34 protein-coding genes are annotated in these 24903 nt (G+C 39.7%); 6 read left to right on the top strand and 28 right to left on the bottom strand.

Going from position 1 to position 24903, the window contains the following annotated elements; translation table 11 throughout:
- Nucleotides 1–17: 17 nt before the first annotated feature.
- Together CQA58_RS01800 and pdxA are read left to right on the top strand one after the other, a co-directional pair.
- A complete protein-coding gene (locus CQA58_RS01800; RefSeq protein ID WP_115569011.1) occupies nucleotides 18–788 on the top strand; it encodes a pyridoxine 5'-phosphate synthase in 771 nt (256 codons plus the stop codon).
- Nucleotides 785–1702 carry a 4-hydroxythreonine-4-phosphate dehydrogenase gene (gene pdxA, locus CQA58_RS01795; RefSeq protein ID WP_115569010.1) on the top strand — a complete coding sequence of 306 codons (918 nt, stop codon included), beginning with the start codon at nucleotides 785–787 and terminating at the stop codon, nucleotides 1700–1702. The genes CQA58_RS01800 and pdxA overlap by 4 nt, the downstream gene beginning before the upstream one ends.
- On the opposite strand, the gene CQA58_RS01790 is transcribed toward pdxA, so the two are convergent.
- Genes CQA58_RS01790 through CQA58_RS01770 form a run of 5 tightly spaced genes read right to left on the bottom strand, consistent with a single transcriptional unit; the run spans nucleotide 1659 to nucleotide 4570 of the window.
- Entirely contained in the window at nucleotides 1659–2291 is a 633-nt protein-coding gene (locus CQA58_RS01790) for an energy-coupling factor ABC transporter ATP-binding protein (protein WP_115569009.1), read from the bottom strand. The two genes, pdxA and CQA58_RS01790, sit on opposite strands and share 44 nt — an antisense overlap.
- Nucleotides 2249–2872, bottom strand: coding sequence for an energy-coupling factor transporter transmembrane component T family protein (locus CQA58_RS01785; protein WP_147288590.1), 624 nt, complete (start codon nucleotides 2870–2872; stop codon nucleotides 2249–2251). Before CQA58_RS01785 ends, CQA58_RS01790 begins: the two co-directional genes overlap by 43 nt.
- Nucleotides 2869–3450: a cobalt transporter CbiM gene (cbiM, locus tag CQA58_RS01780; protein WP_115569007.1), complete on the bottom strand. Its 582-nt coding sequence runs from the start codon at nucleotides 3448–3450 to the stop codon at nucleotides 2869–2871. Before cbiM ends, CQA58_RS01785 begins: the two co-directional genes overlap by 4 nt.
- Nucleotides 3450–3884 (bottom strand): hypothetical protein, encoded by a 435-nt coding sequence (locus tag CQA58_RS01775; protein WP_115569006.1) that lies wholly within the window; start codon nucleotides 3882–3884, stop codon nucleotides 3450–3452. Before CQA58_RS01775 ends, cbiM begins: the two co-directional genes overlap by 1 nt.
- A complete protein-coding gene (locus CQA58_RS01770; RefSeq protein WP_115569005.1) occupies nucleotides 3881–4570 on the bottom strand; it encodes a DUF4198 domain-containing protein in 690 nt (229 codons plus the stop codon). Before CQA58_RS01770 ends, CQA58_RS01775 begins: the two co-directional genes overlap by 4 nt.
- Before the next feature lie 233 nt (nucleotides 4571–4803).
- On the opposite strand from CQA58_RS01770, the gene CQA58_RS01765 reads away from it, so the two are divergent.
- Entirely contained in the window at nucleotides 4804–5112 is a 309-nt protein-coding gene (locus tag CQA58_RS01765; RefSeq protein ID WP_115569004.1) for a DUF5666 domain-containing protein, read from the top strand.
- Between the two features lie 21 nt (nucleotides 5113–5133).
- On the opposite strand, the gene fic is transcribed toward CQA58_RS01765, so the two are convergent.
- From fic to CQA58_RS01725, 8 genes are read right to left on the bottom strand one after another with little or no spacing between them, the layout of a single operon-like run.
- A complete protein-coding gene (gene fic, locus CQA58_RS01760) occupies nucleotides 5134–5742 on the bottom strand; it encodes a protein adenylyltransferase Fic (protein WP_115569003.1) in 609 nt (202 codons plus the stop codon).
- 1 nt (nucleotide 5743) lies between these two features.
- A complete protein-coding gene (locus CQA58_RS01755) occupies nucleotides 5744–6643 on the bottom strand; it encodes a glycosyltransferase family protein (protein ID WP_115569002.1) in 900 nt (299 codons plus the stop codon).
- Nucleotide 6644: 1 nt separating this feature from the next.
- Nucleotides 6645–6953 carry a hypothetical protein gene (locus CQA58_RS01750; protein WP_115569001.1) on the bottom strand — a complete coding sequence of 103 codons (309 nt, stop codon included), beginning with the start codon at nucleotides 6951–6953 and terminating at the stop codon, nucleotides 6645–6647.
- Nucleotides 6954–6963: 10 nt separating this feature from the next.
- Entirely contained in the window at nucleotides 6964–8271 is a 1308-nt protein-coding gene (locus CQA58_RS01745) for an NFACT family protein (RefSeq protein ID WP_115569000.1), read from the bottom strand.
- Nucleotides 8268–9779, bottom strand: coding sequence for a DNA repair protein RecN (locus CQA58_RS01740; RefSeq protein ID WP_170126713.1), 1512 nt, complete (start codon nucleotides 9777–9779; stop codon nucleotides 8268–8270). The genes CQA58_RS01745 and CQA58_RS01740 overlap by 4 nt, the downstream gene beginning before the upstream one ends.
- A 3-nt stretch (nucleotides 9780–9782) precedes the next feature.
- Nucleotides 9783–10601: an NAD(+)/NADH kinase gene (locus CQA58_RS01735; protein ID WP_115568998.1), complete on the bottom strand. Its 819-nt coding sequence runs from the start codon at nucleotides 10599–10601 to the stop codon at nucleotides 9783–9785.
- An 8-nt stretch (nucleotides 10602–10609) separates the two neighbouring features.
- Nucleotides 10610–11272: a hypothetical protein gene (locus CQA58_RS01730; protein WP_115568997.1), complete on the bottom strand. Its 663-nt coding sequence runs from the start codon at nucleotides 11270–11272 to the stop codon at nucleotides 10610–10612.
- A gap of 15 nt (nucleotides 11273–11287) precedes the next feature.
- A complete protein-coding gene (locus tag CQA58_RS01725; RefSeq protein WP_115568996.1) occupies nucleotides 11288–12040 on the bottom strand; it encodes a J domain-containing protein in 753 nt (250 codons plus the stop codon).
- An 81-nt stretch (nucleotides 12041–12121) separates the two neighbouring features.
- Here CQA58_RS01725 and CQA58_RS01720 point away from each other — a divergent pair, with 81 nt between their 5' ends.
- Nucleotides 12122–12874, top strand: a complete 753-nt coding sequence (locus CQA58_RS01720; protein ID WP_115568995.1) for a sulfite exporter TauE/SafE family protein — start codon at nucleotides 12122–12124, stop codon at nucleotides 12872–12874.
- Here CQA58_RS01720 and CQA58_RS01715 read toward each other — a convergent pair.
- From CQA58_RS01715 to tilS, 11 genes are all read right to left on the bottom strand, one after another.
- Nucleotides 12854–13219: a hypothetical protein gene (locus CQA58_RS01715; RefSeq protein WP_115568994.1), complete on the bottom strand. Its 366-nt coding sequence runs from the start codon at nucleotides 13217–13219 to the stop codon at nucleotides 12854–12856. The genes CQA58_RS01720 and CQA58_RS01715 overlap by 21 nt on opposite strands.
- On the bottom strand, nucleotides 13216–13791 hold the full coding sequence (locus CQA58_RS01710) for a prepilin-type N-terminal cleavage/methylation domain-containing protein (protein ID WP_115568993.1): 576 nt from the start codon (nucleotides 13789–13791) through the stop codon (nucleotides 13216–13218). Before CQA58_RS01710 ends, CQA58_RS01715 begins: the two co-directional genes overlap by 4 nt.
- Nucleotides 13788–14051 (bottom strand): hypothetical protein, encoded by a 264-nt coding sequence (locus CQA58_RS01705; RefSeq protein ID WP_115568992.1) that lies wholly within the window; start codon nucleotides 14049–14051, stop codon nucleotides 13788–13790. The genes CQA58_RS01710 and CQA58_RS01705 overlap by 4 nt, the downstream gene beginning before the upstream one ends.
- Complete coding sequence (locus tag CQA58_RS01700; protein WP_115568991.1) at nucleotides 14026–14589, bottom strand: hypothetical protein; 564 nt, start codon at nucleotides 14587–14589, stop codon at nucleotides 14026–14028. The genes CQA58_RS01705 and CQA58_RS01700 overlap by 26 nt, the downstream gene beginning before the upstream one ends.
- Nucleotides 14586–15185: a hypothetical protein gene (locus CQA58_RS01695; RefSeq protein WP_115568990.1), complete on the bottom strand. Its 600-nt coding sequence runs from the start codon at nucleotides 15183–15185 to the stop codon at nucleotides 14586–14588. The genes CQA58_RS01700 and CQA58_RS01695 overlap by 4 nt, the downstream gene beginning before the upstream one ends.
- Nucleotides 15186–15298: 113 nt before the next feature.
- Entirely contained in the window at nucleotides 15299–15496 is a 198-nt protein-coding gene (locus CQA58_RS01690; RefSeq protein WP_115568989.1) for a DUF4006 family protein, read from the bottom strand.
- 9 nt (nucleotides 15497–15505) lie between these two features.
- Entirely contained in the window at nucleotides 15506–16372 is an 867-nt protein-coding gene (gene ccoP, locus CQA58_RS01685) for a cytochrome-c oxidase, cbb3-type subunit III (RefSeq protein WP_115568988.1), read from the bottom strand.
- A 9-nt stretch (nucleotides 16373–16381) separates the two neighbouring features.
- On the bottom strand, nucleotides 16382–16576 hold the full coding sequence (locus tag CQA58_RS01680) for a cytochrome c oxidase, cbb3-type, CcoQ subunit (protein ID WP_115568987.1): 195 nt from the start codon (nucleotides 16574–16576) through the stop codon (nucleotides 16382–16384).
- Nucleotide 16577: 1 nt separating this feature from the next.
- Complete coding sequence (ccoO, locus tag CQA58_RS01675) at nucleotides 16578–17270, bottom strand: cytochrome-c oxidase, cbb3-type subunit II (RefSeq protein WP_115568986.1); 693 nt, start codon at nucleotides 17268–17270, stop codon at nucleotides 16578–16580.
- Between the two features lie 9 nt (nucleotides 17271–17279).
- Nucleotides 17280–18752: a cytochrome-c oxidase, cbb3-type subunit I gene (gene ccoN, locus CQA58_RS01670; RefSeq protein WP_115568985.1), complete on the bottom strand. Its 1473-nt coding sequence runs from the start codon at nucleotides 18750–18752 to the stop codon at nucleotides 17280–17282.
- Between the two features lie 134 nt (nucleotides 18753–18886).
- On the bottom strand, nucleotides 18887–19870 hold the full coding sequence (gene tilS, locus CQA58_RS01665) for a tRNA lysidine(34) synthetase TilS (RefSeq protein WP_115568984.1): 984 nt from the start codon (nucleotides 19868–19870) through the stop codon (nucleotides 18887–18889).
- A 66-nt stretch (nucleotides 19871–19936) separates the two neighbouring features.
- Between tilS and CQA58_RS01660 the strand changes: the two genes are divergently transcribed.
- Complete coding sequence (locus CQA58_RS01660; protein WP_115568983.1) at nucleotides 19937–20293, top strand: RidA family protein; 357 nt, start codon at nucleotides 19937–19939, stop codon at nucleotides 20291–20293.
- Nucleotides 20294–20449: 156 nt separating this feature from the next.
- Nucleotides 20450–21208 carry an outer membrane beta-barrel protein gene (locus CQA58_RS01655; RefSeq protein ID WP_115568982.1) on the top strand — a complete coding sequence of 253 codons (759 nt, stop codon included), beginning with the start codon at nucleotides 20450–20452 and terminating at the stop codon, nucleotides 21206–21208.
- Between the two features lie 38 nt (nucleotides 21209–21246).
- On the opposite strand, the gene rimO is transcribed toward CQA58_RS01655, so the two are convergent.
- The 4 genes from rimO to CQA58_RS01635 all read right to left on the bottom strand — a co-directional run bounded on the left by rimO (nucleotide 21247) and on the right by CQA58_RS01635 (nucleotide 24861).
- Entirely contained in the window at nucleotides 21247–22566 is a 1320-nt protein-coding gene (rimO, locus tag CQA58_RS01650) for a 30S ribosomal protein S12 methylthiotransferase RimO (protein ID WP_115568981.1), read from the bottom strand.
- 2 nt (nucleotides 22567–22568) lie between these two features.
- The gene (gene fabI, locus CQA58_RS01645) at nucleotides 22569–23393 is read right to left on the bottom strand and encodes an enoyl-ACP reductase FabI (RefSeq protein ID WP_115568980.1); all 825 of its coding nucleotides are present in this window, start codon (nucleotides 23391–23393) and stop codon (nucleotides 22569–22571) included.
- Between the two features lie 35 nt (nucleotides 23394–23428).
- Entirely contained in the window at nucleotides 23429–24112 is a 684-nt protein-coding gene (locus tag CQA58_RS01640; protein ID WP_115568979.1) for a triose-phosphate isomerase, read from the bottom strand.
- Nucleotides 24113–24195: 83 nt separating this feature from the next.
- Entirely contained in the window at nucleotides 24196–24861 is a 666-nt protein-coding gene (locus CQA58_RS01635; RefSeq protein WP_115568978.1) for an outer membrane beta-barrel protein, read from the bottom strand.
- Nucleotides 24862–24903 lie beyond the last annotated feature (42 nt).

Raw genomic sequence — 24903 nt, 5'->3', positions numbered from 1 at the left:
TCAAAAAGGAGCTTTATATGAAACTTGGAGTGAATATCGATCACATCGCCACATTGCGAGAAGCAAGAAAAATCAATGAGCCAAACCCCCTAGAAGCTGTCTTTTTGCTCAAAAACGCAGGGGCTTCTCAAGTAACTTTGCATTTGAGGGAAGATAGACGCCATATCCACGATGAGGATTTCAAAGCCATTGTCTCTCAAAGTTTTTTACCTATCAATCTTGAATGTGCAAGTTCTATGGTTGAGCAAGTCATCTCCTACTCCCCTCATCGCATTACCCTAGTGCCTGAAAAAAGAGAAGAAGTTACCACTGAAGGGGGGCTAAACCTTGCCCAAGAGCAAGTCAGAAATGCAATCAAAAAACTTCATTTTCACTCCATTCCCACCTCACTCTTCATCGATCCAAAGCTAGAAAATATCCAAATCTGCAAAGAGCTAGGAGTGCAAAGCGTTGAGCTTCATACAGGAGAGTGGGCGAACCTCAATCTAATGGCTTACACAAATCTCAGACACACTCACAACGCTATCCCCTCACTTGATTTGCCCCTAGAAGTGCTAGAAGAGAAGATGAAAACTTGCCTAAAAGAGATACAAGAATGCTCTAAACTTGCCAAAGAGTTAGGGCTAGAAGTCTTTGCAGGACACGGACTAAACTATCAAAATGTCTCTCCTATTGCCACTATTACAGAGATAAGTGAGCTAAATATCGGACACTCAATCATCGCTAGAGCTGTCTTTGTGGGGCTATCTGAAGCAGTGAGAGAGATGAGGGAGCTTATTGAGAGATGAAAAAGATTGCTATAAGTTGTGGGGATATCAATGGAGTGGGATTAGAAATCCTGCTTAAGGCCCATGAGCAAATTATCCAAACTATCTCTCCAATCTATTGCGTGCATTATGAACTCCTCTCCACTGCCTCTTCTCTCCTCTCTCTTCCTCTCCCCTCTTCTCTCACCCCCTCAATGTGCCTCCCTCCCCCTCTCCCACTCCCTACAATCTCTCCAAAGACTATCAGCCAAGAGAGTGGAGCATATAGCTATGAGAGTTTTATCCTAGGTTGCAAACTATGTGAAGAGAGAAAAGCTAGTGCATTAGTAACCCTTCCTATCCACAAACAAGCTTGGCAATTAGCAGGAGTGAGGGAAATCGGACACACTCAAGCCCTAAGTGCAAGATATAAAAAAGAAGCGATTATGATGCTTGGTTGTGAGAAAATGTTTGTAGCCCTCTATACTGATCATATCCCCCTCAAAGAAGTTTCAAGCCATATCAAGAGAGAAAGGCTTTTTGAGTTTTTCAAAGCCCTCTATCACACTCATACAAAAGAGAGTTATTGTGTAATGGGGCTTAACCCCCACGCAGGAGATGGGGGAATGATAGGAGACGAAGAGCGTGAGATACAACTAGCCATCAAGCAAATCAATAATGAGCTAGGCAAAGAAGTGTTTAAGGGCGTGTATCCCCCTGATTGCTCTTTTATCCCCTCTAGGCAAAAAGAGTTTGATACTTGGATAGCGATGTATCACGATGTCGGACTTTGTGTGCTAAAGGCGATTTATTTTGAAGAGAGTATCAATGTAAGCCTAAATCTCCCTATCCTTAGAACCTCAGTCGATCACGGCGTGGCGTTTGATATCGCTTATGAGGGCAAGGCAAATATCACAAGCTATCTGAATGCAATTGCGTATGCGAGTGCAAAATAATCTCTCTCTCCCACTCTAGCCCTCCGTGAGTGGCGATGAGGAATGCTCCATTCTTTTCTTGAATGATTGATTTGATGATTTCTTGACGTAAAGAATCAATCTCATTGAATGGCTCATCAAGGAGATACAAATCACACTCTAGCACTAGCACCCCTGCAAGGGCGACGAGGCGTTGCTCCCCACCTGAGAGATGATAAAGGGATTTTTCACTCAAATGAGAAATCTCAAGTCGCTCTAGCATTTCTCTTGCCCTCATCTCTGCCCTCTCCTCTCCTTTAGCAAGGAGAGAAAATGCCACATCTTCTAGCACACTTGGAGCGATAAACTGATCTTCACTCTCTTGAAAAAGATACCCCACTCTTAGCTCTCTCTCCCTCTCAACCACTCCAAAACTTGGCTTCAAAAATCCTTGCAAGATTCCAAGCAATGAGCTTTTGCCACTGCCATTTTTTCCTTTGAGAAGCACCCTCTCCCCCCAAGAGATTTCAAAGTTGAGATTTTCAAAGATGATTTTATCCTCAATGCAATAGCCCAAATCTTTTGCTTTTAGCATACAACACTCACAATCATTGCCAAAACTAACCCCCAATCTTTCACCTCTACTCTCTCCTCTCTTAGGGCATAAAAATGTCCATTATACCCTCTCACCTCTAGCATTGCTCCTATTTTCTGAGCTTTTTGCAATCCAAGACAGATGATTTTGCCAATAAGATAGCCATAAGAGTGGCAAAGAAATGCAAATCCTCCCCTCCCACAAGTTCGCACTTTTAGAGTATATTTAGCCTTTTCTATCTCTACCCTTAGCTCACTCATCATCTTTGAGCTCATCAAAATCAAAAAATTCATCTTCTTTGGCAAAAAGCTTTGCAGAGATTGAGCGATAAACAAAAAATCTCTTCCAAAAAATAGTCCCAAACTCAAAGCGATAATACAATTTGCCCTCATTAGCACCACTATCGCCTCTCCTCTATCGCCAAAAACCCAAAGCACTCCCACCCAAAGAGCGATAAAGAGATTCAAAAAAAGTAGCCAAAGAAGTGTTTTTTTGAGATTTTTTGAGAGGACTAGCACCCCATAGAGGGCTACAAGAAGCAAAAATGGAGAAAAGTCAAAAAACACAAGGCAATCAAAAACCACCAAAATCACAAAATAAAAAAAGGGCTTTTTCATAGAGCTTTTGGCATATATTTTAAGATAAATTTCACTACTCCCACACACACCAAGCCCTCAATGCCAAGCAAGGGGAGATTGTAGAGGAAAATCGCCCAAACCCCATACTTTAGCTCTGTATGATTAAGAAGCAAGATTAGACTAAGTAACATTAAAGAAAGCAAGGTGGGTAATGCCCCACCTAAGAAAAGCTGATAGGGTTTAAGAGAAGTGATTTTGGGTTTGAGAAAATGCCATATCACAATGGTAGGAAGCGAAAGCGTGATGATATTCACGCCCAAAACCCCCAATCCTCCAAATCCAAACAAAAGGGCTTGAAAAAGCAAGGCAATTGAGATAGAGAGGATTGCATACCCTCCTCCCAAAGCCCCCACCACCCCACTAAGAATCAAATGAAAGCTAGTGGGTCCAAAAGGAATATGGATAAAAGATCCCACAAAAAACAAGGCTGAAAGCAAAGCGATTTTGGGTAGCTCTTTTTGAGGGACTTTATAGAGTGCATAAGCACAAAGTGGAGCACTCACAGCCCACCCAGCTATGAGTGTAGGGGTGTTAAGAATGCCCTCAGAGATATGCATCAATCTCTCTTTCTTGACTTAATCAAACTTAGGATTCCAAACAATCCTAGAAGCAATCCCACTGCACTCAAAACCCCTGAATATCGCTCATAAAGAGGCTGATTGTAGGTTGAGAGTGAAAAATCTTTCCCCACCTCAAAATCAAACTCTTGGGTATGCTCCCCGTGATCACTTGTGCCACTCACAAATGCTCGATAGCTCCCCTCTCTTGGAGGCACAAATGCAAACACCCCTCTCTCATCACAACTACTCTCTAGCAAAGGAATGGCTGATTCTCCCTCATAGATTGTAATCTTGGCAAAACTTGCAGGGGTGGTTTGAGAAAAATTGATATGGAAGACTAAAGCCTTGCCCTCTTTGAGATCATAGAAAATCCCGTGAGCCCACACACTCCCTAGCCAAAGACTCAATACACACAATACTCTAATCATCATTTCAACTCAAAAGTAAGCGAAGATTGAATAAAAAGCGTTGTGGCTTTGGGATCATCAAAAAGCGTTTTCTCAAAGCTCCCTGCAATGATTTGCAAACCTTTGGCTTTGATAGGGATTAGCACTTTGCCCTCGCTATCGGTTTTGACTTGCAATTCATCGTGATTTGCCACCTCAATACTCACACCACTTGCAGGTTTGCCATTTTCAAGCACCAAGATAGGGAGAGAATCACCCACTTTGAGAGAGAATGGGTTTTTGAGAGGAACTATCTCATAGACTTCACCCACAGGTTTAGTCATTGAATCACTCCAAGAAAAGAGAGTTTTTGTCATCTTGATAGAGTGCAAAGAGCTAAAAACAATGCCCTTAGCACTCATTCTATCGCCCTTGACAAAGCCTTTGTGAGTCTCCACCCAATACCCTGCATCAAAAATCGCTGTCATTATCGCAGGAGTTTTCTCACTCAAAACTAGGGCGTTTTTTTGATAATCAATCCCTGCTTTGATACTTTGCAAATCGCTTCCATAGGCTTTGATACTAAGAAGTTGAGAGGGGTTGTATTTCTCAAACCCTTCATGAGTCCAAAACGCAATCTCATATTTATTTTTCCCCACAGGCTTTGCCACGATTTGATGAGCAAACACGCCACTAAGCAAAATACTCATAGCCAAAAACGCTCTTAGCATTCTCTCTCCTTGATTGAAATAAAGGCACAATCTTAGCAAAGCAAAGTTTTTATCACACCAAAAAGTCTTAAAAACTCTAACAATTTTGGATTTTTATTTCTTTTGGTTACACACAGATTTTCTTGCTAAATTTTGATTAATTTCCTTTACATTTTATATAAAATTTATTTTTGGTTTCTACAATTGCATCAAATCCTTTGAAAAAGGGATTGAAATCAACTTTAGGAGAAAAAATGAAAAATTTATTAGTAAGTGCGATTTTGGGTGCAATGTGTGTGAGTGGATTGAGTGCTATGGATTTGAAGGGAATGATTGAGGGGATTGATGATAGCTCTAAGACAATTCAAGTCAATGGCAACACAATCAAAGTAATGCCCTACACCAAAATCAAGCAAGAATCTTGTGGCATAGGCTGGGATAGTGCCAAAAAGTTTGTTGATCTCAAAAAAGGAGATTTTATCAAAGTCGATCTCTCTAAAAACTCTCAAAAAATGGTTGCTGAGAAAATCAAAATCAAATGCGTCAAAAATCCTGCGTATTGATTGTGGGTTCTCCCCCACCCTTTAATCTTCTAACTCTTCTGTCTTATACACACAATACCCCTCATACGCATAACTTGCATCAATCCCCCTCATAAAGACTTCACCACTCTCACACTCCTCGCTCAAAGCTTCTTTGAGCAAAATTTTTAGTTCCAAGTCTTTGACTACACTTCGCTCCATTGCCAAAAGATAATCTTCTCTTGAAATCTTGCTCCAATCCACCACTTTTCCTAGCTCTTTTTTGAAAACAAGATTGAGCCAGATTCTCATACTTCTTCCATTTCCCTCACGAAATGGATGAGCTACATTCATCTCTACATATTTCTCTACAATCTCCTCAAAACTCCCTTGAGGCATAGATTGGATTTTGAAAAGTGCTTCTTTGAGATAAGTGATAGGAGCAAATCTAAACCCACCCTTGCTGATATTTACTCCTCTTATCTCTCCTGCAAATTCATAAATCTCTCCAAAAAGCTCTTTGTGAATCACTCTCAAACTCTCAAAACTCCCTGCCTCCAAACTATCTAGCATACCACTTTCAAAGAGTTTTTTAGCTTTGAGCTTGCTTAATCTCTCTTCAACCCTAGCAAGCTCTATCTCACTTTGGATTCCAAGTTTGTTTTTTAGCATTTCAAAGTTTTTTGACTAGCTTATAGTGTTTTTTGGAAAAATCACACCCCAAAAGAGCTTCAATCTTGCCTAGGATTCTGTGGCGTTTTTCTCGCTTTGTGAGTTTGTGAGTGGGGTTGGCTTCATAGAGTTTGGGGATAGAGAAATCAAGCGTATTTTCCTCTAGCCACTCTAGGGCGACTTTGGGATGAGTCCCCCTAAACTCTCTCAAAACCTCACTATCAATCTCTGAGTAGTCATAGGTATTGGGTTTGTGCTTCCAGTATTTGGCGACTTTGGAGTGCTTGAGTGTCATTTTCTCCTCTGAGCGAATCCACCCATAGTGATAGATTTGAGCTTGAGTTAGCACAGCTTTGGGATAGCGTCCTGCTTTGTTACTGCCATCTAGCACCACCCAGAACAATCCATCAGGAGCATAGCTCCTCACACTTGTCTTAATCGCCCTCACTTCCGTGCGATACCACCCTGAAGAGTAGGCATAAGTGTGAGCGTTGCCATAGAAGTGCTTGTAGTGAAATGCCAAAGCCTCTACATTGCTATCTTCTAGGCAGGTTTGCATCGCTTCTTTGATATGGGCTAAATCTTGCTCGTGCAATACCTCATCAGCCTCAAGATAAAACGCCCAATCCCCACTGCACTGAAATTGAGCAATCATTTTTTGCTGTCCATAGATATAGCCCTTACTGACCATTTTCTCACACCAAGTGCTTTGAATGATTTTGATTTTCTCCCCTCCTTCCTCTCTCTGCAACTCCTCCAAACGCTCTAGCGTATCATCTTCACTCACCCCCACATTGACAATAAACTCATCAACTAAAGGAAGAATAGATTGGATAGATTGGATAAAGGGATAGCCCAAAATTGAGCCATTTTTAAGAAAAGTAAAACCACTAATTTTCATTTCACGCCTTAATGTCTAAAAGATGAATAGAGGGTGGGGGAAGCACCTCTTCCTCCTGCTCCTCTTGAGGTCTTGCCTCTTGTTGCTCTCTGCTTTGCTCTTGAGAATTTCTAGAGTCCCTATCAGGATTGATTGCCTCATTTTCCTCTAGTCTTCTCACTTCTTGAATATCATTGAGCTTGTTTTGAAAATCTTGCATATTTGCCACATTTGCTACATCAGCTCGGTGCTGAATCCCTGCTTGATGAGTGGCACTCACTTGTGAATTTTGATTGATAAAGGTTAGGTTTCCAATTGAACTGATTGCCATTTTTTCCTCCTCAAAGCACTAGGCTTTTTTGCTTGGCATAGACAACATTTGCACCTTGGATGATTTTGACAAATCTCCGTTTTGTATAATCGACAACTACCCTTTGATCTAAAACCCCATTTAACCCTGCCAAAATTTTAGCACTTTTATAGATCATCTCCTCTCTTGGTGCTTTTTTGCCACAATGGATAATCATATGCGAGGAGGGAATGTTTTGTAAATGAAGCCACAAATCATCTGCCTTTGCGTCTTGAAGCAATTTGACATTTTCTTTGGCATTTTTCCCCACTGACACCTTAAACCCATCGATAAAAAAGCTCTCATAATCTTTTTTAATCTCTTTGTTTTTTTGGAGTTTTTGGGAGAAGATTTGCAAATCCTCAATATCTTGGGTTTGCTTGGCAAAGTTGATTTGAGAGTGGAGGAAGGTGATTTTTGAGTGGAGATTCTCAACTTGGAGATGAAGATTTGCGATTTTTTTGTTTGTCTTTTTGCTTTGAGCAAAAAAGTAATTTGCCCCCTCAGAAAATGAATAAATCTTCTCAGGAAACACAATCTCTACCTCTCCCCCCTCATAATCACTTAGAGTTAGTGGAGAGTGAAAGTAGCTTAGGGTATGAAGATTTGAGAGAAGGAGACTCCCCCACAATGAATATTTTTCTCCCTCACACTTTAGCTCTTCAATCTTAGGGAGAGAGTGCAAAATCTCTTGATTGAGTGCTAGTTTTTTCTCCAAACTCTTTAGCACAACGCCCCTTTTCTCTTCCAACCTCTTAGCATAGAGCAAATCATATTCTTGCTCCAAAACCTCTTTGATATTCTCAATCTTCTCTATCTTTGGAGGGGTGAGGGGTTGAGGAAGTGGGGTAAGGGGTTTTTGGGGTTTGACTATCCTCACACTGCGATTTTCTCCAATATGCCTTAGGGCTTCAAGCACGATATGATTTTCATCAAGTAAAATCACATTGGTATATCTCCCTGTAAATTCAAAATGCAAGAAAAGTTTTTGCTCTTTGTATTGGCTTTGGTGCAAAAAGCTAAGAATCAAAATGCGATTATTCCCATCAAGAGAGCTAGAGAGGAGTTTGGCTCTTGTGCAGTATTTTGAGAGTGCCACATCAAAGGGAGCATTATAAGGAGAGCCAAGTAATCGCTCTTTGCTTGTATAAACCCTAGAATTCCCCTTAGTCATATCGATATAAAATTCATCAAAATCTAAAATGAGCAAAAATAGATTATCCTCTAAGCGTCTAAGAGAGTAGATAGTTTTGTAGCTTGAGAAAAGCTGACTGAGGGCTTGAAGAGTGGCGTATTTCATATTTGAAGCTTTTTGTTGGCAAACTCTAGGGCTTCAGGAGTGAGGGTAGAACCACTAATCATTCTAGCAATCTCTTTCACTCTCCCCTCTCTATCCAAAAGGATCATCTCACTTTTTTCCTCTCCTTTTTTGACTAAAAAATGTCTGTCTGCATAAGAGGGCAAATGAGGTTGATGAGAGATAGCAAAGACTTGATAGGAGCTAGAGAGTTTTTTTAGCACTTTTGCTACTCCCTCACTCTCCTCTCCACTCAAATTTGCATCAATCTCATCTAAGAGCAAAATCCCCCCATCACTTTTGTTTTCTACTGCCAAGATTGCGAGTCTTAGGCGATTATACTCCCCTGAACTTAGGGTTTCTACTTGAGAATCCCCCAAAGACAAGACAATCTCATCACTCCCTCTCTCACTCACTTCCCCCTCTCTCATCTCTACTCTCACCCCACCAAGAAGCAAAAGCTTGGCATAGGATTGGATTTGCTCTCTTAGAAGTGGAAGGGCTTTTTCTCTCTCTTTGCTAAGATTTTTGCCCACTCTCTCCAAAATCTCTTCACTGCTTTGGATTTGCAAAAGCAAAGAGGAAAAATCCTCATCAATACTCTCATAGCCTTTAAGTTTTTGCTTTTGTTCTTGCAATCTCTCTAATGCCTCTTCAATCCCACCATAGCGACTGATGAGAGAGTTGAGGGTAGAAAGTCGATCTAGGATTTCTTCAGGATTGCTCCCCTCTAGCTCCTCTAATTTCTCACACTCACTCTCTATCACAGCCCTCACTTCCAAAAGTGCTGATTCAAACCCCTCAACCTTGATTTCCACACTCTCTAGGAAACTTCCCACACTTCCCATACCCTCAAGGGCATTGAGGGCTTCATTGGCTAGGGTTTGAAGTTTTTCTCTCTTAGATAGGCATTTTTTAAACTCCAAAAGCTCCTCATACTCTCCCACTTTGGGATTCACTCTCTCAATCCTCTCAATCTCAAAGAGAGCAAACTCTTTGAGTTCAGCTAGATTTTTTTGCTCTTCTTTGAGGGTAGTGAGCGTTTTTTTCAACTCTTGCAATCTCTCAAACTCACCTCTAAAATCTTGCAGATTTTTTTTGTGATTCTCATTTTCTATCAAAGAATCCAAAACCCCTATCAAAAAGGGGCTTTGAAGCTCATTTGAGTTTTTGTGGGTGAGAAATTTAAGATAGGGGGTGAAGATTTCATTTAGTCGCTTTTTGGAGGTGGATTGATGATTAATCACATAGCGAGTTTTATCCTTTTTGAGGATTTGAATCACTACTTCATCTTCATCCATATACTCTTGCAAATCCACTTCCCCCTCTATCCTTCCCTCAATCACTGAAGCATTACACTCCTTAAGCCCAAAAAGAGAGAGGAGGGATTGGAAAAACACTGATTTTCCTGCCCCACTTGCTCCACTGATGACATTTAAGCCATTGCAAAGCTCCAAAGAGAGAGAGCTAAAGCTTGGAGAGTCTTTGATGAGGATATTTTGGATATACACGATTTACTCTCCCCAATGAAATTTTTCTCTTAGCACTTCAAAATAATCCCTCTCTTTGGGATAGATGAGTTGTGCTGATTGTGGATTGCGTCGGACTTTGAGAGTTTGGGTGGGGAGAAAATCTAGCATTTTTTGCCCATCGATGATGATTTTTGACTCCTCAAAGACTTCAAACTCTAGCTCCATATTATCTCCCACCACCATTGGGCGTTGGGTGAGGGAGTGAGGGGCTAGGGGGGTGAGAAGAATATTTTTGCAATAAGGATAAACCACGCTCCCACCTGCTGAGATATTATAAGCTGTTGAGCCTGTGGGAGTGGCGATGATTAAGCCATCACAATAGTAGCGATTGAAAGCTTTTTGGTTGATTTTTGCCTCTATTTGTGTCATTGTGGAAAGCGTGTTTTTGGAGATTAAAACCTCATTGATACAAAGAGAGAGCAAAGATTTGTTGAGATACACCCCTAGCATTGTATGCTCTTGCACCTTGTAGTCCCCACTAGCTAGTTTTGGGATAAAAGAGAGAAAATCACTCACTCCTATACCTGTAAGAAACCCTAGCCTTCCTGCATTGATTCCTAGAATGGGGAGAGAGTGAATCTTTCTAAGAGTGGAAATCAAAGTCCCATCTCCTCCTAGAGAAAGGATAAACTCACTCTCTCTCTCAATCCTCTCTAAACTCACTCCCTCTAGTCCATAGCAATTACCCTCATCTATCAAAAGAGAGTAGCCATACTCTGAAAGCTCACATTTAAATGTGTGAAGAAGTGAGTGAATATTTGGGATTTTCTCCCTTAAAAAAATCCCAATATATTTTTGCATTCTTTAGCCTATTGAATGTAATACGCTCTGATGAAATATCCCCTTTTGTCTGCTTTTTGCACACTCAAGCCCTCAAAGGTGGTGATATTTGGCAAAGATTTGCGAAGATACTCAATCACATTTCTTGCCCTAAAAGAAGCCAATCCCTCTTGTTTGAGCTCGGGGCTAAAGCCTGAGTATTGTTGATTATCTACCACACCGCTCACCTCTAATGCAACGATTTTTTTGTTTTCTTTCAAAAGATTTTGGATATTGACGACCAAAACCTTAGCACACTCTTGAGGGATATTCCATCTTCCCTTTTGCGCGTTATAGCACTCTACAACTAGCTTGTTTTGAGGTTTGATGACATAATTGAGCTTCTCAACCACGCTTGAGGCTTGTTTTTTGAGAACTGCATTTTCCTCTTGCAAGACTTTGATTTGGCTGTTTTTGATTCCAATTTGCTTGATGAGTTCATCAATCTCTTTGCTTGAAGGCTCATTGCTTTGTGCCACTGGCTCTTGAGTAGGAGCGATGAAATCTTTAGTGGAGCTTTTGTGTTTGATAAGATAATAATATCCCACACCTCCCAAAGCACCTGATAAAATCAACACACTCAAAAATCCAAGCAAAAAAGTTGCAACTCCTCCCTTTTTTTCTTTGGGTTGCTGGATACTTACACTTTCCATTTTCTCTCCTTACCTTTAGATACTTGCTCTAATTGCATCAAAAGCATTTTGCACTTGAATAAACTTCTGATGATAGCTTTGTTTTTTTTCATTATCGGACAAAAATACATTATCTGGATGATATTTTTTGACAAGTTGCAAATATTTTCTTCTCACAAGCGAGAAATCATCTCCCATTTGACAATCCAAAATCAAATAGTTTTGCTCCATTGCCTTCTCTTCTTTTGTGGCAAATGAAGAATGCGATCTGACAAAATCAAAGCTCAAAAGCATATTGCCCACAATCCTCTCCTCAATCAATCCCATAAAAGTGTCCCAAAACCCACTCTTAGAGCTATCAAGGATAATCTCTAAATCTTTTTTCTCCTTGATAAATTCTCCAAAAAGATTGAGGATACAGCGTTTGGCTTTGATATCTCTTCTCTCCAATCGCAGTAATACTTCAGAAGCATTAAGAATCCTAGCCCCCACTCTGAAGCGATAGATTGCACTATTGTATCCTAGAGTTTTGATACGGATAGGGAGATGAGAGAATGCAAAAAGCGTAGAGAGGGAGCAAGAAGCCTTGTTTTCAGGAAAATGAAATATCCAATTGAGGAAATATTTTTTCTTAATCAGCTTTGAGTCATCAAGGATAAGAATCGAGTTTGAAAGCTTATGCACGCTAGAGAAGTGGCGTTTAGCAAAATTGAGGATTTTATGAAGCATTGGATATTCTTCTCTAACAGCAATTTCAATATACTTAGAATACACGCCGATATAAATCAAATTGCAAATTTCCTTCTCTTAAATGATGATGTTATTTTACAATTAAGAATGAAAATCTTGGATTAGTTTTTTGGAGTTTTTATGGATTTTTTACCTCTTTCTTTGCTTGGATTACTCTCTGGAATCTCTTCAGGAGTTTTTGGAATCGGTGGAGGGACAATCATCGTCCCCTCTCTCTCACTTCTTGGACTTGATGTCAGGCACGGCATAGGGATTTCAATCTTTCAGATGATTTTTGCAAGTTTTTTTGGTTCTTATCTCAATTGCAGAAAAAAACTCATTGATTTTAGAGTAGGAGTCGTGCTAGGAGTAGGGGGAATCTTTGGCTCTAGCTTATCGGGGGTGATTCTCACCTATGCCTCTACTCGCTCAATCTATATCGCTTTTTTCCTCTTCACTTTTTTTAGCTTCATCAAATACTTCTTTGGAAGCAAAAAAACCTACACCCTCCAAATCCTTTCTTCTTTGAAAAAAAACATTATCCTCTTTTTCTCAGGGTGTATTGTAGGGGTGTTTGCTTCAAGTTTGGGCGTGGGAGGAGGGTTGCTCCTAGCTCCATTGCTAGGCTATTTTTTGGGGTTAAACTCCAAAGAGGTTGCTCCTTTGGCTCTCTTTTTTATCTGTTTTTCCTCTCTCTCAGGGGCAATCAGTCTATACAATGCCAATCTTTTGCAATTTCAAGAGGGCTTTATCGTGGGGATTTGCTCAATGATTGGGGTATGGATAGGAATCTATCTTATTGCCAAACTCTCCCCTCAAACTCACAAAATCGCCCTAGCTTGTATCTATATTGCCTCAATGACTGCTACGCTCTCAAAGATTATCCACCTCTAAAAATCCTCGATAATTTCTGCGTAAAAGATTGCCATTGAGGGGGTTTAAATACTCAAGCAAAATATCCACTCCCACCACACCCCCTCCTATCTCTCTCATCACAATCTTTGCCTCATAACCATTGAGATTGAAGCTCAAAAAAGAGCATTGAGGGAGAGAGTATTTTTGCAAACACACTTTGCTAAGGGAGAGAAGAGATTTTTCATAGGCTTTGAATTGAGTGTGGAAATGTTGAGTATTAAGCAAATCTTGATTCCTCCCTTTTAGCTCAAAAATAGAAGCAAGACTTAGAGCAATGGCTAGTATAAGCACTAAAGCATAAAAAGAGAAAAACCCCCTACTCACTCCCACTCCTCTCTGACTATCTCAACCCCACATAGCCTCACTCCCCCTGCATTCTCTAAAATCTCAAAATCCTCTACTTCTTTGAGCAAAATTTGCCCATTAAGCCTTAGCTCTCTTTGAGGATTGAGGGAGAGGGTGATTTGAGGCAAAAGGGGGAAAAACAACCCACAAGCCACACTTTGCTCTAATTTCATTTCCCCCTCTCTATACTCTAGCACTCTCAAAACCCTCTTATCAAGCCTAGAATACACAAAAGGGCTAGGGTAAGCAAAGCTGATTTTATCTTCCTTGCATTGGGTGGGGAGAGGGGAGAAGGTAGGAGAGAGAAAATAAGAGAGATTTAGAGGATAAAAAGAGATTGATTGAGAGCCAAAAGAAAGAGAGGGAGAAAATCTCAAATATTGCTCTATCATCAAAACCGCATTTTGCACTTCAATTTGTCGAAGTTGGAATTTAGAGTAAGCAATCTTGCTTCTTGTAAGCTCTAGCATTATTTTGCTACAACCAAGAATCAAAACACAAAAGATTAACAATGCCAAAAGCACTTCAAGAAGTGCAAACCCCCTTCTCATCTCAAATCTTCCAAAACAAAGATTTTCTTCCCCTCACTCTCCCAAACCCTCTCTTTACCCTCAAAGACAAGATCTCCACTTCTTAAAACAATCTCTTTTGAATCTTGAGGGGTAAAAGTGAGGGGTTGGATAGGAAAAAAGGTTTTGGGGTATGAGAGGAAAGCAGACAAGAGCAGAAGTGCAAAGCTAAGAAGCATTAAGCAAAATAGTGCTTCTAGGAGCAAAAAGGCCTTGCTAGATTGCAAAAACCTCTCTTTCAAAAAATATCTTTTTGTCTTTTCCATCTTCTTGATAGCTTACCTCAAAAATGGCTTTATATCTCCCTTTTTGAAGATTTGAGAATGCATTACTTGCAAAATATCCATTCTCATAGTGCATTTTGCCAATCTCTACTTTTTCTTGTTTGGAATTGATTTTTTCCATATAGAGAAAGATTGAGAGGTTTTGGGGTTGTTTGCATAGAGCTTTGACATAGAGATGATTGTCTTTTTGGGCATCAAGATAGAGGGATTGCTGAGTTTGAAATTTGGCTTTTGCAAGATAGGGAGGGAAAAGCTTGGCATAGCCATTGACTTGGGGGAATTTGTTTATCCCTAGATAGAGTTGATATTCTTTGGAGAAGCGATTTTGATCTTTGATGATTTGATTGATATTGCTATCTACTTCTCTTTTGGAAGAAAAGTAAGTATCATCTTCTTTTGTGGGGTGCTTTATAGCAATCACCACACTTGCAATAATCATACACACCATTACTCCCAAAAATACAAAAATCCCTAAGGGCCAATAATTTTTTTTCATTTTTTCAACCTTCCAAACACATAAATAAAAGCTATGATTGTAAGCATAATTCCCAACATTACATAAATAGAATAACGAACAAGGTTATTACTTCCACTTTTATCTACAATCAGATTGTTCTCTAGGCTTTCTCCCTTGCTCTCTGCAATCTCATCAGCAAGTTGAGCATATCCATTGAGGATTGAGGCTGAAACTTTGGGATTGGGCAAACCCTTCTCTTGCATCAAAATTGGCACCATATACTCTGTAATAATCCTAGAGCCATCAATCCCTTTAATCTCTGGATTTAGCACGATATCAATCTTTTTGTGAGATTTCACAAAAAAAATCACACCATAAGGAGCTTTGAGATTTTGCAAAATCCCCTCTTTCCACGCTTTTCTTACCTCTTTTTGATTCTCTCCCTCTAGCTCATCTCTTACAGCCACATACAATGCTACTCCACTCTTTTGATAAAGTTCTTCAGAGAGCATTTGGATAAATCCGATAGATTTTGGGGCAAGAATCTCGCCTTGATTTTGTAAAACAAAGTTTTGGGAGAAAAGGGGGGCAGATATAAGGCCAATCCAAAGGATTAGCCTACTAAAAAATCTCATCTTAGCTTAGGTTGAGTAAGAAGTTGGGGATAAAAGGCAAAGAGATTGAAAGCACAATCATCAAAACAATCAATCCAAGCAAGATTTTTTCTAAGTTATTCATCTCTCACTCCTTATTTGACAAGCTTATAGTATTGAGAATTTGCAGAGTTGTTTGCTTTGATCTCTGCACTCTCCAATACATAGGCATTAGTTGCTTGAGCCTTCTGGGTTTTCCACGCTTGGATTCCAAGTCCTGTAACCACACTCAAAAGCACAACGACTAAAAGTAATAACCCTGCAATTCCATTTAAACCAAACAAACGATTCATTTTCTCTCCTTAATTTTGAGGTTTAAGAGATTCGATATAGGCTGAAAGTGCATCGATTTGAACGCTATTGAAATGTGCGTGATCAAATGAAGGCATTTTTCCAATCAAACCTTTTTTACCATTTTTAAGCACAAGAGCTAGGAATTTGGGTGTGCCATAAGTGCTTAAATCTGCTGCCACTCCATCCATTCCTTTGCCATCATCTCCATGACAAGCATTACATCCTGCATTGTTATAGACTTCTTTTCCTTTGGCAACATCAGCAGGATAGCGAGTATGCTTCACTTCTGAAATATCAGCCATAATATAAGACGCCACAGCTTTGGCATCATCTTCATTCATCTCAACAGGAGGCATCTCAGAATCAGCACCCAAAAGTCCTTTTGAACCCATTTTGATTGTATTCATAATCCCCTCTTCTTTGCCCCACATTGTTAGGTTTTGTGCCTTTCCTCCCATTCCTTCAGCCGTGATTCCATGACATTGAGAGCATTGCACCAAAAACATACTCTCACCCATTTCTACAAGCTGATTTTGATCAAGGTTTTTCCACTTCTCTTCATATTTTTGATTGTATTGAGCAACTTCTTGATTGTATTGTCCAATTTGAGAGAAAGAATTGAGGGGATAGCCTACAAAGATATACCAAATTCCCCAAATGATAATAAACACAAAGCACAATCCCCAACCAAAAGGAATATGATTTTCAAACTTACCAATCCCATCCCACATTTCACCTGAGAGCTTTCCTTTTGGGGTTTTGCTCTTCATTTGTTTTGTATATGAATTGACAACAAAAGCTGTCAAAGTCAAAATTCCAATTGCAGCAATGAATGCAAACAAGTTGATTTCATCGCCTAGATTAAACCACTTCATACTTTTCTCCTATTTTCTTTTTTCAATAATCTCATCATCAATGCTATCATCTAAAGCAAGACGAGAATATTTCTCATAATCTCTAATGCCTTTTCTCTCATCTCTATACATTTTGAAAATATAGAGATAAAGAAAGACACACAAAAGGAGCGTTACAACTAGATAGATAATTTTTTGCAACGCAACCAAAGTGTTTAAGTCCATTTTATTGTCCTTGAGCTACTCTTCTTGATTGTCCCAAGCTGTTGAGATAAGCAATCAAAGCTACAATCTTTGGAACTTCGCCCTTCTTGTAAGCCTCAGCAACTTTTGGATCATTCATATCAGCCACGATAACTCCTGCTTCTTTGAGGAAGTTTGCTTTGGCTTGCTCCACGCTTCCTAACTCTACTCCACCCTTAGTATCATAAGGCACACCAAAGACAACTTTTTGAGTATAAGCTTCAGCATAAGCTGTATCAAAGTCAGTCTTTGAGCTATAAAGTGGCTTATATGAAGGCATAATCGAACCTGGCACTACGCTTGTAGGCTCCCACATATGATTAGCGTGCCAATCTGTGCTTCTGATATCCCCTACACGATGCAAATCAGGCCCTGTTCGCTTTGAACCCCAAAGGAATGGTCTATCATAAGCATACTCTCCACTTAGGCTATAAGGCCCATATCGATCGGTTTCAGATTTGAATGGACGGATAAGTTGAGAGTGGCAGTTATAGCACCCTTCCTCGATATACACTTGACGCCCTGCAGTCTCAAGCACACTATAAGGTCGCAATCCCTCTAAAGGTCTTGCAGTTTTTGCAAATCCAGGCAAAATCTCTACAAGTCCTGCGATAGAGAACACAGCAACAAAAGCCAATGAAAAAAAGAATGGATTTTTCTCTAACCAATGAAACATAATTCCTCCTTAGTCTGCCATAGGTGTAGCGTATTGAGGTTCTTTCTCCAAAACGCGTCCTGAATTGATAGTCATCAAAATGTTATAGACAAACATTACAAATCCGACAAAATACATCACTCCACCAATACCTCTGATGACATAGTAAGGCATCAATGCCACAACAGTGTCGATAAATTGATAGCTCAATACTCCATAAGCATCAGTATCTCTCCACATCATACCTTGAGTAATCCCTGCAATCCACATTGAAGAGAAGTAAAGAATGATTCCAATTGTCATCACCCAAAACTGAGCGTCAATGAGTTTTTTGGAGTAAATCTCACGCTTGAAAAGTCTTGGAGTCATATGATAGACTGCTGCAATAATCATAAATCCTACCCAACCTAGTGCTGCATCATGCACGTGTCCGACAATCCAGTCAGTGAAGTGTGCCAAAGCATTAACAGATTTGATGGATTGAATTGGACCTTCAAGTGTTGTGAGCATATAGAAAGTTGAGGCCAAAATCATAAACTTGATGATTGGAGATTCTCTGAGTTGTTGCCATTGCCCTCTCATTGTAAGAAGCATATTGATACCTGTTCCCCAAGAAGGCAAAATCAAGATGACAGAAAACACAGATCCCAAAGTTTGCACCCAATCAGGGGTAGTAGAGTAAATGAGGTGGTGTCCTCCTGCCCAAATATATACAAACATCAAAGCCCAGAATGAGAACAATGTAAGCTTGTATGAGAAAATAGGTTGCCCTGATTCTTTTGGCAAGAAGTAATAAATCAATCCAATAATCCCTGAAGTAAGGACAAATGCCACAGCATTATGTCCCCACCACCATTGAATCATCGCATCATTTGTCCCTGAATACAGAGAGATTGAATGCCAAAGGCTTCCCATATTGGCTACAAAATATGTAGGGATTGAGAGGTTATTGAAGATATAAAGTGTCGCAATTCCGATAAATGTAGCGATGAAATACCACAAAGAAGCATAAATCGTCTTCTCTCTTCTCACGCCCATACTTCCAAAAAGGCTCACACCCCAAAGCACCCAAGTTACAACTACAAGTAAGTCAATAGGCCAAATGAGTTCAGCATATTCTTTGGATTGAGTAAGTCCTAGAAGCAAAGTTACCACAGCCAAAATCATCACAAGCATATACACACCAAAATGTGCCAAACCGATGAATTTCAAAAATGGATGTTCTGCATAAGAGATTTTAAGCACTCTTTGTCCAAAATAATACCACCCTGCCCAGATTCCACTAAGTGTGAATCCAAAGATTACACCATTGGTGTGGATAGGTCTAAGTCGTCCAAAAGTCCCAAACTCCCCTGCCAAATAGTTAAGGTTTGGGAATGCCATTTGCAAAGCGATAATCACTCCAATCAGCATTCCTACGATACCAAAAAGCAAAGTTGTGTACATAAACAATTTTGCAATCGTATAGTCATACTCAACACTCTTTACAGCATTGTCTTGCATAGTTCCTCCTAGTTATTTGATAAATGTTTTCCAAAAACATTTTTTCTAGATTCAAAAGGCATAATTATACACCTATAAAACCTAAAAAAAAACTTAACTATATGTTTTTTAGCTTAAATTTTGCTTCGCACCCCTTATTTTTCACTCAAAAACCCTACTATCTCCTCTCCTGAAACCTCGCTCACATAGAGGTATTCTCGCAATCTTTGGGGGATTTGATTTCTCCTTGCAAAATCTCTGAAAATTTTAGTCATCTTTCCTTCTTTTTTGGGAAACAAAAAAAGCGTTTTCTCACTCCTCTCAATCACAAACCCCACAATCTCGCAAGAAAAGTTTTGCCTTGCAATCTCTCTTTTTTGCTGATAGCTCAAGAGATATCCCCTCTTTTTTAGCTCCATATCCAAATAGTGCATATCCTCCCCTTCACTTCCCCTACTCCAAAATGCTATCCCTCTAAACTCTCCTATCTCTTTGTAAGGATAAAGTCGCTCCCTATCTTCTTGCAAAAACTCAAAGCTTTGAGCTATCCCTTTTGAATGTTTCTGAAGTAATGGCTTTAAAATCTCTCTGAAGCAATTTCTGAGATATTTATCTTCTTGATTACTACTATCTTCAAAATATTGGATTTGATGATTTTTGCAATACTCATATAGCTCACTTTTTGCCACATTAAGCAATGGGCGAAAGATTTTCACACCCCTATATTCCCCCTCACTCCCAAATCCTAGCAAAGTATTCAGCCCTGCTCCTTTGCAAAACTGCATTACACTCCACTCAAATCGATCATCAAGCTGATGAGCCAAAATCACTCCACTATATTTATACTCTCCCACCAAAGAGGCAAAAAACTCATATCTCACTTCTCTTGCTTTGGCTTCAAAATTGTTCTTGATTGTGGGAGAGAGTGTGTGATGACAGAGTTTGCCATATTTTTTTGCCAAAGCTTTTGCATACTCTACTTCTTCCTTGCTCTGCTCCCTCACTCCATAATCCACAATAGCGATATCAAACTCCACTCCCCCACCTAAGAGCAAAAAAAACAATGCACTACTATCCACACCACCAGAAAATCCTAGCAAAAACTTCCCACTAGATAACTTCTCTAACTCTACTCTCATCTCTTTACACTTTTTATCTTTGTTTTCTTTATAATTATAATTGCAATTTTTTATAAAGGAGCTACTATGTCTTATCCAAAAGCTATTGGACCTTATAGTGCGTATCGTGAGGCAGGGGATTTGGTGTTTATCTCAGGACAACTTCCACTTGATCCCTCCACAATGGAGTTTGCAGGAGAGGATATCAAGTCCCAAACTCATCAATCTTTGAGCAATATCAAAGCAATCTTAAACGAACTAGGCTTGGGAATGGAATCTGTGCTTAAAACCACAGTTTTGCTCTCTGACATTTCTTATTTTGCAGAGATGAATGAAGTCTATGCGACATTTTTCTCAGCCCCATACCCTGCTAGAAGTGCCTTTGCTGTAAGAGATTTACCCAAGGGAGCAAAGGTAGAAATCGAAGTGATTGCCAAAAAATAATTTCCCCTATCCTCTCTAATCCCCTATTTTTGGGGATTTTAGAGCTTTCTTTAAACCAAACAAAAGAATTTTTCTATCAAAATTCTCTTTAATTCTAAACAAATAGTAATAAAAGTCGATATAATCTAGCATATCTTAAAGATATAAGGAGTTAGTATGAAAAAAACTATGCTTAGCTTAGCTGTTGCTTCACTTGTATGTTCAGGAGTTGCACAGGCAAAATTCTATATCGGTATTGAGGGTGGCTACACAGGTGCTGCGGCTGATTCAAAAAATGCAAATCACCCAAGCAATCTAAACATTCCTAACAGCAGTTATTTCTTGACACCTGGTTCAAGCACTTTGGAAAATACTTTCAAGGATACCACATACATTGATAATAGTGGTAATTACAAAGTTGAGCCTTGGAAGGGATATAACATTGCTCTAACTTTTGGTAGTGAGCATTTCTTTGCTAGTAATTATCTTGGTGTGCGATGGGGAGCAAGTGCAGGATTTACAGAACTTATGAGAGATGTTGAGCGAACAAATAAAATCCAAAATACTTACACTTATTCTCTTGGCACAATTGATGCAGGATTGAGCTTTGATTTGATGATCAACCTTATCAGTCGTGGAGGTTTCAGCTTTGGAGTCTTTGGAGGAGTTGAGGGAGATTATCACTATCTTGTATTTGATGATGTAGAAGATTGTGGAGCAAGCAAAACTACAAGTCGTTTGAGTGGTGCAGATCGCCATTCTTTAGATGTCGCAGGGCGTGTGGGACTTAGCACACTCATTGGCAGACACCACAGATTTGATATCACAGCCAAACTTCCTATCGGATATGTTGTAGCAGGTGATGACAACAAGGTAAAACTTGCAAGTATGCCTGTAAGAACAAGCTTTAACTTCGGATACAAATACGTATTCTAAAACCTAATGCAAACCTCTTTTAAGAGGTTTGCACTTCCCTACATTCTCTCAATCACTTTGCCAAAGACATAGCCTTCTTTGATTTGAGTTACCTCTATGCGATAATACCCCGCTTCTAGCTCTTCTACCCCTTCTAGCTCAATCTCATTGACTAAAATTTCTCCATCAATATGTGGAGTCCAAGAGATTGCTCTAGCACTATAAAAATACTCACTCACTTCACTTTTGCCCTCTATGATTGCTTCGATTTGTTTTCCTAACATTTCTTTTTTTCTCTCTTTTTGTTGAGAAGTGATGATTTTGTTGAGTTTGCTTATCCTTGAGTTGATGATTTTAGTAGGGATATGCCCTTCCATTTCATACGCACTTGTCCCCTCTTCACTTGAGTATGCAAAGACGTTGATTGCATCAAATCTAAACTCTTCTATAAACTCACAAAGCTCACTAAACTCTTCTTCGCTCTCTTGAGGGTGTCCGACAATGATTGTTGTTCTTACAAAAGAATTAGGCACTTCTCTCATCGCCTTTAGTAGTCTAATATGCTCTTCCCTCCCCACTCCTCGCTTCATTCTCTTAAGCATACTTTCACTAATATGCTGGATTGGCATATCAAAGTAATTTTGCACAATTTTTGAGTTTGCGATACTTTCTATAAGCTCCAAAGTCGTGGTGCTTGGGTAGAGATAGAGTATCCTTGCACTCCTTGCCATCTCTTGAGTATCTAAGGCTTTGATAAATTCCACTAACCCTCTTTTCTCTCCCAAATCTCTAAGATATGAGCTTGAATCTTGAGCGACAAAAGAGAAGTCTTGATATCCCCTCTTGCTCAAATTTTCCACTTCTTTGAGGGCTGAGTCAATGCTTCTTGAGTGAAGTTTGCCTTTGAAACTTGGGATAGAGCAGAAGCTACAAGTTTGATTGCACCCTTCAGAGAGCTTGATATAAGCGTGGATATTTGAGCCTGTAATCACTCGCTCCTCGTTTTGAGAGAGAAAGACTTGATGAGAGAGAAGCCCCTTTTTCTTAGCAATCATCTCTGCAATCTTGTCATAATCCCCCACACCTGTGATGATATCAATCTCAGGCATTTCTTCTAGTAATTCTTTGTGATATCTTTGAGAGAGACAGCCACTTGCTACAAGCAAAGCCCCCTCTTTCCTTTTGGCACTTGCCTGTAAAATCGTATTGATACTCTCTTGCTTGGCAGCAGAGATGAATCCGCAGGTATTGATGATGATAATATCAGCTTCACTCACCTCTTCAGTCAAAGTATAATCCCTCAATGCTCCAAGCATCACTTCACTATCTACAAGGTTTTTGGTGCAACCCAAAGAAATCAAATGCAGTTTTTTACTCACCCTTACTTCTCCACGCTATCCCATCTAAGCACCATTTTGCCCTCAACCTCTTCAGTAGCACACATTCCCATAATGTTATATCCACAATCCACATAATGCACCTCTCCTGTAACGGCTGAAGAGAGGGGAGAGAGCAAATACATTGCAGAATTCCCCACTTCTTCAATACTCACATTTTGGCGTAATGGAGAGTTGAGTTCATTCCATTTAAGCATCATCTTAAAATCCCCAATCCCACTTGCTGCTAGGGTTTTAATGGGTCCAGCAGAGATAGCATTCACTCGGATATTCTCTTTTCCCAAATCATAAGCAAGATAACGCACTGCTGATTCTAATCCTGCTTTTGCCACTCCCATTACATTGTAATGCACTACATGTTTGACTGCTCCTAGATAGCTTAGAGTGAGGATACTTGCTCCACTTCTAAGCAAAGGCTTCATCTCTCTTACAAGCTCAATAAGAGAATATACTGAAATCTCCATCGCGATATTAAAGGCTTCTTTGCTAGTGTTGATAAACTCTCCATCAAGAGCCTCTTTGGGAGCAAATGCCACTGAATGCACGATAAAATCTAGCTCTCCAAAATCTTTGGCTAGATTCTCTCTCAAAGCCACAAAATGCTCAGGTTTGCTCACATCTAGCTCATAGACATATCTCTCACTTCCTAACTCCTCAGCAATAGGTCGCACACGCTTCTCTAAGACTTCATTGAGAAATGTTAGGGCAATCTCTGCTCCTTGCTCCTTACACGCTTTGGCAATCCCATAGGCGATTGATTTATTATTGGCTACTCCGACAATTAGCCCCTTTTTTCCTTGCATTATCATTTTCTACTCCTTATCAAAAATTGTGAAATTCTAACCTAACAACCAATAATGGCACAAAAACTCTCTAGCTCCAAACTTGCCCCCCCTACAAGCACCCCATCTACACCCTTCAAGCTCATAATCTCTTTGGCATTCTCACGCTTCACACTTCCCCCATATACTGAAGTTTTTACCCCAATTTCTTGCAAAAAACTATGAATCTCCTCTATCTCCTCAAGACTTGCACTCACCCCACTGCCAATCGCCCAAATCGGCTCATAAGCGACAATAAGCTTAGGATAGCAGAGGCTAATTCCCTCTAATTGCCTCATCAAATACTCTTTTGTCCCTCCACTTTTTTTCACCTCCAAATTCTCTCCGATACACAAAAATATCTCAAACCCCCTAGAGGAGAAAAAATCAAATTTCTTTTTTATCATCTCTTTGTCTTCTTTAAATATCTCACGCCTCTCGCTATGCCCTATAAGCAAGGTTTTTATCCCAAGTTCAAAGAGTTGCTCTTCTCCCACTTCTCCACTATAAGCTCCATTTGATACACAATAGGCGTTTTGAGCTCCGATTTTGAGATGAGTGAAGTTATCATAGGGAAGTGAGGAGAGAGTGGGGAAGATTCTCACTTCTATATTTTCAATGCCCTCTAGTCTTTTATCTAGTGCATTACAATACTTTAGCGTTGAAGAGCGTGTGTGATGAGTTTTGAAATTTCCTGCGACAATCATTTTCTCTCCTTATAAAACAAATTGAGAGATTTTATCTAAAGTGTGGGGAGATATAAAGAGGGTTTTACCCCCAAAGGGGTAAATTAGAAGATAAATTTATAACTTGCTCCAAAAGTTACATTTGCAGGAGAATGGTTTCCGCCCAAAATTGCTTCTTTTGAGTCAGTTATACTCATTGAAGCGATAGGGAGCTTTGCAAATACTTCTAGTCTGTTGTGCTTTGCCAACATTGTAGTAATCCCTGCTTTTCCTGAGAAATCAAAGATATGCTTACTGAATGTTGCAAAATACTCTTCTTTGTAGTCTGAAGAGTTGAGCCAATAATGATAATCAGCACTTACACCACCAAAGATACCAAAGCTAGAGCTTCCATTGTTGAAGAAGTTGAGAATGAGATCAAATCCTACTGAAGCATCGATATATTCTCTTGACCAGCTTTTTCCTGCAAAATCTTTAGATACTGAAGTATATCCAGCTCCAAGATACCATCTTGTCCCAAAGATACTTCCTACATCTTCTGTTCCCAATGTTACACCTAGGCTATAACCTTTTGAACCCTTATCAAGTGCATCAGAGATAACGCTAGTTGAAGGCATTGAGAACAAAAAAGTTGAAGCACGATTATTGAGTCCTGTATCATAGCTCTTTTGAGCTGTATATCCACCCTCAACACCTACAAACAATCTTGCTTCTGCCATAGAAGCACAAACTAATGAAGCCACTGCTAGGCTTAATAATGTCTTTTTCATATTTAACTCCTTGAAGTTTAAAATTCTGACGGAATTATATCG

Origin of the sequence: Helicobacter brantae, assembly GCF_003364205.1 — a bacterium.
In the GTDB taxonomy this organism is placed as follows: Bacteria; Campylobacterota; Campylobacteria; order Campylobacterales; family Helicobacteraceae; genus Helicobacter_G; species Helicobacter_G brantae.
The sequence above is the reverse complement of the archived record's forward strand: the minus strand, read 5'-3'. Positions and strand labels throughout refer to the sequence as shown.

What these genes read in the sequence shown, in the direction of transcription:
- CQA58_RS01640 (WP_115568979.1), bottom strand. Translation starts at nt 24,112, where the DNA reads ATGATTGTCGCAGGAAATTTCAAAACTCATCACACACGCTCTTCAACG.
- CQA58_RS01695 (WP_115568990.1), bottom strand. Translation starts at nt 15,185, where the DNA reads ATGAGATTTTTTAGTAGGCTAATCCTTTGGATTGGCCTTATATCTGCC.
- CQA58_RS01750 (WP_115569001.1), bottom strand. Translation starts at nt 6,953, where the DNA reads ATGGCAATCAGTTCAATTGGAAACCTAACCTTTATCAATCAAAATTCA.
- fabI (WP_115568980.1), bottom strand. Translation starts at nt 23,393, where the DNA reads ATGATAATGCAAGGAAAAAAGGGGCTAATTGTCGGAGTAGCCAATAAT.
- CQA58_RS01765 (WP_115569004.1), top strand. Translation starts at nt 4,804, where the DNA reads ATGAAAAATTTATTAGTAAGTGCGATTTTGGGTGCAATGTGTGTGAGT.
- tilS (WP_115568984.1), bottom strand. Translation starts at nt 19,870, where the DNA reads ATGAGAGTAGAGTTAGAGAAGTTATCTAGTGGGAAGTTTTTGCTAGGA.
- CQA58_RS01735 (WP_115568998.1), bottom strand. Translation starts at nt 10,601, where the DNA reads ATGCAAAAATATATTGGGATTTTTTTAAGGGAGAAAATCCCAAATATT.
- CQA58_RS01710 (WP_115568993.1), bottom strand. Translation starts at nt 13,791, where the DNA reads ATGAGAAGGGGGTTTGCACTTCTTGAAGTGCTTTTGGCATTGTTAATC.
- CQA58_RS01745 (WP_115569000.1), bottom strand. Translation starts at nt 8,271, where the DNA reads ATGAAATACGCCACTCTTCAAGCCCTCAGTCAGCTTTTCTCAAGCTAC.
- ccoO (WP_115568986.1), bottom strand. Translation starts at nt 17,270, where the DNA reads ATGTTTCATTGGTTAGAGAAAAATCCATTCTTTTTTTCATTGGCTTTT.
- CQA58_RS01655 (WP_115568982.1), top strand. Translation starts at nt 20,450, where the DNA reads ATGAAAAAAACTATGCTTAGCTTAGCTGTTGCTTCACTTGTATGTTCA.
- CQA58_RS01730 (WP_115568997.1), bottom strand. Translation starts at nt 11,272, where the DNA reads ATGGAAAGTGTAAGTATCCAGCAACCCAAAGAAAAAAAGGGAGGAGTT.
- CQA58_RS01770 (WP_115569005.1), bottom strand. Translation starts at nt 4,570, where the DNA reads ATGCTAAGAGCGTTTTTGGCTATGAGTATTTTGCTTAGTGGCGTGTTT.
- CQA58_RS01660 (WP_115568983.1), top strand. Translation starts at nt 19,937, where the DNA reads ATGTCTTATCCAAAAGCTATTGGACCTTATAGTGCGTATCGTGAGGCA.
- CQA58_RS01800 (WP_115569011.1), top strand. Translation starts at nt 18, where the DNA reads ATGAAACTTGGAGTGAATATCGATCACATCGCCACATTGCGAGAAGCA.
- pdxA (WP_115569010.1), top strand. Translation starts at nt 785, where the DNA reads ATGAAAAAGATTGCTATAAGTTGTGGGGATATCAATGGAGTGGGATTA.
- CQA58_RS01680 (WP_115568987.1), bottom strand. Translation starts at nt 16,576, where the DNA reads ATGGACTTAAACACTTTGGTTGCGTTGCAAAAAATTATCTATCTAGTT.
- fic (WP_115569003.1), bottom strand. Translation starts at nt 5,742, where the DNA reads ATGCTAAAAAACAAACTTGGAATCCAAAGTGAGATAGAGCTTGCTAGG.
- CQA58_RS01755 (WP_115569002.1), bottom strand. Translation starts at nt 6,643, where the DNA reads ATGAAAATTAGTGGTTTTACTTTTCTTAAAAATGGCTCAATTTTGGGC.
- CQA58_RS01690 (WP_115568989.1), bottom strand. Translation starts at nt 15,496, where the DNA reads ATGAATCGTTTGTTTGGTTTAAATGGAATTGCAGGGTTATTACTTTTA.
- ccoP (WP_115568988.1), bottom strand. Translation starts at nt 16,372, where the DNA reads ATGAAGTGGTTTAATCTAGGCGATGAAATCAACTTGTTTGCATTCATT.
- CQA58_RS01720 (WP_115568995.1), top strand. Translation starts at nt 12,122, where the DNA reads ATGGATTTTTTACCTCTTTCTTTGCTTGGATTACTCTCTGGAATCTCT.
- CQA58_RS01775 (WP_115569006.1), bottom strand. Translation starts at nt 3,884, where the DNA reads ATGATGATTAGAGTATTGTGTGTATTGAGTCTTTGGCTAGGGAGTGTG.
- cbiM (WP_115569007.1), bottom strand. Translation starts at nt 3,450, where the DNA reads ATGCATATCTCTGAGGGCATTCTTAACACCCCTACACTCATAGCTGGG.
- CQA58_RS01635 (WP_115568978.1), bottom strand. Translation starts at nt 24,861, where the DNA reads ATGAAAAAGACATTATTAAGCCTAGCAGTGGCTTCATTAGTTTGTGCT.
- ccoN (WP_115568985.1), bottom strand. Translation starts at nt 18,752, where the DNA reads ATGCAAGACAATGCTGTAAAGAGTGTTGAGTATGACTATACGATTGCA.
- CQA58_RS01700 (WP_115568991.1), bottom strand. Translation starts at nt 14,589, where the DNA reads ATGAAAAAAAATTATTGGCCCTTAGGGATTTTTGTATTTTTGGGAGTA.
- CQA58_RS01785 (WP_147288590.1), bottom strand. Translation starts at nt 2,872, where the DNA reads ATGAAAAAGCCCTTTTTTTATTTTGTGATTTTGGTGGTTTTTGATTGC.